The sequence below is a fragment of the Streptomyces sp. LS1784 genome (genome assembly GCF_020103755.1).
Lineage (GTDB): Bacteria > Actinomycetota > Actinomycetes > Streptomycetales > Streptomycetaceae > Kitasatospora.
In genome coordinates this window covers 1-4,418 of the sequence record NZ_JAHSQD010000636.1, presented here as the reverse complement: position 1 = coordinate 4,418, position 4,418 = coordinate 1, and the positions used below count along the sequence as shown (strand labels likewise).

1 protein-coding gene is annotated in these 4,418 nt (G+C 74.9%); it reads left to right on the top strand.

The genetic code is table 11. The features are described 5' to 3' along the window. On the top strand, positions 1 to 4,418 hold a 4,418-nt coding region (locus KS423_RS39460; RefSeq protein WP_224284548.1), incomplete at both ends, for a non-ribosomal peptide synthetase.

Sequence of the window (4,418 nt, the reverse complement as noted above, 5' to 3'; positions counted from 1 at the left end):
CGGCCGCGGTCGAGCGCCTGGCGCACGCGGCGCTCGCCGCCGAGCTGGCGACGCCGTTCGACCTGGCGCACGACCTGCCGGTGCGCGGCCGCCTGTTGCGGCTGGCCGACGACGACCACGTCCTGGCCGTCGTCTTCCACCACATCGCCTGCGACGCCTGGTCGACGCAGCTCTTCGCCGGCGAGCTGTCCGCGCTCTACACGGCGCACGTCGAGGGACGTGAGGCCGGCCTGCCGGCGCCCTCGCTCCAGTACGCCGACTACGCCGCCTGGCAGCGGGCGGAGCTGACCGGGGCCCGGCTGGAGCGCCAGCTCGGCCACTGGCGGCGGGAGCTCGCCGGCATCGAGCCGGTGGAGCTGCCCACCGACCGGCCGCGGCCCGCCGTCCGCGACCACCGGGGCGCCGAGGAGCCCTGCCCGCTGCCGGAGGGCGTCGGGGAGCGGGTGCGGGCACTGGCCCTCGCCCACGACACGACCCCCTTCGCCGTGCTGCTGACGGCCTTCCAGGTGCTGGTGGCGCGCTACACCGGGCGCACCGACGTGCCCGTGGGCACCGTGGTCTCCGGAAGGACCCGGCCGGAGCTCCAGCGGTTGATCGGCTACGGCATCAACTCCCTGGTGCTGCGCGCCCGATGGACGGACGGGGCGAGCTTTGCCGAGCTCCTGGACCGGGCCCGCACCACCGTCCTCGACGCCTTCGACCACCAGGACGTGCCCTTCGCCCGGCTCGTGGACGAACTCCAGCCGCAGCGCGACCTCTCGCGCACCCCGCTGTACCAGGTGGGTTTCACCCTGCACGAGGACCGGCTGGCCGCCTTCGATCTGCCGGGGCTGACGGTCGAGCCGTTCCTGGACAGCGACGGGATCTCCAAGAACGAGCTGTCCCTGCGGGTGCGGGGGCGCGCCGACGGTGGTTTCGACGCCGAACTCCAGTACGCCACCGCACTGTTCGACGAGGAGACGGTGGGCCGGATGGCCCGGCACTTCGCCCGGCTCCTCGACGACGCCGTGCGCCGCCCGGACGTCCCCGTCAGCGACCTCGAACTCCTCGACCCCGCCGATTACGCGGTGGTGACCGAGGCCGCTCCGGACGGGCCCGGCGCCGAGGAGACGGTGACCGCCTGCGTCCACGAGCTGTTCGAGCGGCAGGCCGACCGGACCCCCGACGCGACCGCCGTCGTCGCCGGCGCCGAGACGCTCACGTACCGGGAACTGGACGAGCGGGCCAACCGGATCGCCCACCACCTGCGCGCGCTCGGCGCCGGTCCGGAACAACTGGTCGGCCTCTGCCTGGAGCGCGGCCCGCTGCTGCTGCCCGCGCTGCTCGGCATCCTCAAGTCCGGCGCGGCCTACCTGCCGCTCGACCCGGCCAACCCCGGTGACCGGCTGGCGTACGTGGTCTCCGACGCCGGGGCCCGGCTCGTCGTGACCAGCACCGCGCTCGTCGCCGCACTGGACGGAGTCCATGACGGACCGCTCCTCGTCCTCGACGGAGACGGAGACGGAGACGGTGACGGCGGGGGCGCCGCGGCCGTCGCCGCCGCCCCGGCCCACCGGCCGGAGCCGTCCGCGACCCCGGACAACCTCATCTACACCATCTACACCTCGGGTTCGACCGGTCGCCCCAAGGGCGTCGCGCTCACCCACACCAACGTCGCCCGGCTGATGCGCACCGCGCGCGAGCGCTACGGCTTCGACGGCACCGACGTGTGGAGCATGGCCCACTCCTACGCGTTCGACGTCTCCGTCTTCGAGATGTGGGGCGCGCTCCTGCACGGCGGCACCCTCGTCGTCGTCCCGCACGGCGTGACCCGCTCCCCGGACGACTTCCTGGAGCTCCTCGCCGACACCGGTGTGACGGTGCTCAGCCAGACCCCGACGGCCTTCCGCTCGCTCGTCGCGGCCGCCGCCGACGGCGACCCGCGCATCGGACGCCTGGTGCTGCGGCACGTGGTGTTCGCGGGCGAGAAGCTGGAGGTCGCCGAAGTGCGGCCGTGGACCGACCGGATGGGCCTCGACGCGCCCGCCCTGATCAACATGTACGGCATCACCGAGACCACGGTCCACTCCACCTTCTACCGGGTCACCGCCGCCGACCTGGACCGGTCCGCTCCCAACCGGGTCGGCACCCCCCTGAGCGACCTGCGGATCCGGCTCCTCGACCAGACCGGCCGACTCGTGCCGGTCGGCGTGCCGGGCGAGATCCACGTCGCCGGGCCGGGCGTCGCCCGCGGCTACCTCGGCCGGCCGGCGCTGACCGCCGAACGCTTCGTGCCCGACCCGTACGGACCGGCCGGTGCGCGGATGTACCGCAGCGGCGACCTGGCCCGACGGCGGGCCGACGGCGGCCTGGAGTTCCTCGGCCGCATCGACCACCAGGTGAAGATCCGCGGCTACCGGATCGAGCTGGGCGAGATCGAGTCGGCCCTGGCCGCGCTCGACGGTGTGCGGCAGGCCGTCGTCGTCGTCCGCGAGGACACCCCCGGAGACCGCAGGCTCACCGGCTACGTCGTCCCCGAGGTCCCCGGCGCGACCGACGTCCGCGCGCTGCGGACGGCCCTGGGCCGCTCGCTGCCCGAGTACATGGTGCCGGCCGCGATCGCGGTCCTCGACGCCGTCCCGCTGACCACCAACGGCAAGCTGGACCAGCGGGCGCTGCCCACGCCGGACGCCGCCGCCGGAACCGCCGGCCTGGACACCACCGCCCCGCGCACCCCCGTCGAGGAGCAGGTCGCCGCGGTCTGGTCGCAGGTCCTCGGCACCGGCCGGACCGGCGTGCACGCCGACTTCTTCGAGCTCGGCGGTGACTCCATCCGCGCCGTCGCCCTCGTCGGTGCCCTGCGCGCGGCCGGCTTCGACATCGCCGTCCGCGACGTCTTCGCCCACCGCACGGTCGCCGGCGTCGCCGAACTCGTCACCGGCCGGCCCGCCGCACCGGCGCAGACCCGGGTCGCGCCCTTCGAGCTGATCGGCGAGGCCGACCGGGCGCTGCTGCCCGCCGACGCCACCGACGCCTACCCGCTCTCGCAGAACCAGCTGGGCATGCTCATCGAGATGCTGACCGGCGACGGCGGGCGCAACCTCTACCACAACGTCTCCGCGTTCCGGATCCGCGACGAGCAGCCCTACGACCCCGCGGCGATGGCCGAGGCGGGGCGCGTCGTCACCGCGCGGCACGAGGCCCTGCGCACCTCCATGGACCTGACCGGCTACAGCACCCCGCTGCAGATCGTGCACGCCGGCGCCGAACTCCCCCTCGGCCACCAGGACCTGAGCGGTCGGGGCGCCGAGGAGGTGCGGGCGGAGCTGCTCGCCCACTCCGCGCGGGAGCGGGCCCGCCTCTTCGACCTCGGCACCCCGTCGCTGATGCGGTTCTTCGCCCATGTCACCGGGGACGGCGGCTGGTGGCTGTCGGTCACCGAGTGCCACCCGCTGCTGGAGGGGTGGAGCCACCACTCGCTGCTGATGGAACTGCTCACCGTCTACCGGGCGGTGCGCGACGGACGCGAGGTGGAGCCGTTCGACGCCCCCGACCTGCGGTTCGCCGACTTCGTCGCCGGCGAGCTGGCCGCCCTGGACAGCGCGGAGGACCGCGCCTACTGGAAGCGCGTCGTCACCTCCCACGCGCCGTTCACGCTGCCCGCTCCCTGGCGTCCCGCGGCGGACGAGCCGGCCGGGACCGTGCAGCGGGCCACCGACTGGCGGGACCTGGAGCCCGCCCTGCGGGGCCTGGCGCAGAAGGCGGGCGGCTCCCTCAAGAGCGTGCTCCTCGCCGCGCACCTGAGCGTGCTGGCCCGGCTCACCGAGGAGGACTCCTTCCACTCCGGTCTGGTCTGCGACGCCCGCCCGGAGGCCGTCGGCGCCGACCGCGTCCTCGGCATGTACCTCAACACCCTGCCGTTCGTCATGGACCGCACCGCGGGCACCTGGCGGACGCTGGTCCGCCGGGTCTTCGACCGCGAGGCCGGCCTGTGGGCGCACCGCCGCTTCCCGCTCCCCGCCATCCAGAGCGCCTGGGGCGACGGCGGACGGCTCCTGGAGGTGTACTTCAACTACCAGGACTTCCGGCAGGTCGACCCCGAGACGGTCGATCACACCGAGGGCCTCGACGACAGCCCCACCGAGTTCCCGCTGACCGTCTCCGCACGGTCCGGCCACATCTTCCTCACCGCGTCCCGCCAGGCGCTCTCCGACGACGCCCTCGACCGGCTGGCCGCCCTGTACCGGGCGGTGCTCGAGTCGATGGCGGCCGACCCGGACGGGGACGCCCGGGCCGACCTGCTGCCCGCGCCGGAGCGCGCCCTGCTCCTCGGCGACTGGGCGCACACCCCGGGGGAGCCCGCCGGGGCGTGCGTGCCCGAACTCCTCGCGGCCCGGGCCGCCCGTACCCCCGACGCGCCCGCCGTGGTCGCCGACGGG